Genomic DNA, 242 nt, shown 5'->3' with positions numbered 1-242 from the left:
CCGAGGACCGGTCAAGACTGATCGCGCTCGGCCGACCGGAGCGGCTCAACGTGAATCTGACATAGGCCGTCCCGGTTTCACGGCGAGCCCGGGCAGATGCCGGATAACGCTTCACCTGCACCAGCCGCGCCATCACGCGTCCTTCGAAACTGTCCCGGGAGACCGGCGTCGGGGAAGCCGGCGGCGGATCAACACGCGGCGAGGCCGGAGCTGGCGTCGGCGGTGTGGGGGGCGCAACTGCG

The 242-nt window shown here is 69.8% G+C and carries 1 protein-coding gene; it reads right to left on the bottom strand.

Features of this window, described 5'->3' with window-relative positions; translation table 11 throughout:
* Positions 1-133: TonB family protein (locus OH705_RS30130; RefSeq protein ID WP_416383616.1), on the bottom strand; the 133-nt coding region annotated here is incomplete at its 3' end.
* Positions 134-242: the final 109 nt, after the last annotated feature.

This window comes from Pseudomonas sp. BJa3 (genome assembly GCF_026343815.1).
GTDB classification, from domain to species: Bacteria; Pseudomonadota; Gammaproteobacteria; order Pseudomonadales; family Pseudomonadaceae; genus Aquipseudomonas; species Aquipseudomonas soli.
This window is presented reverse-complemented; position numbering and strand designations above follow the sequence as displayed.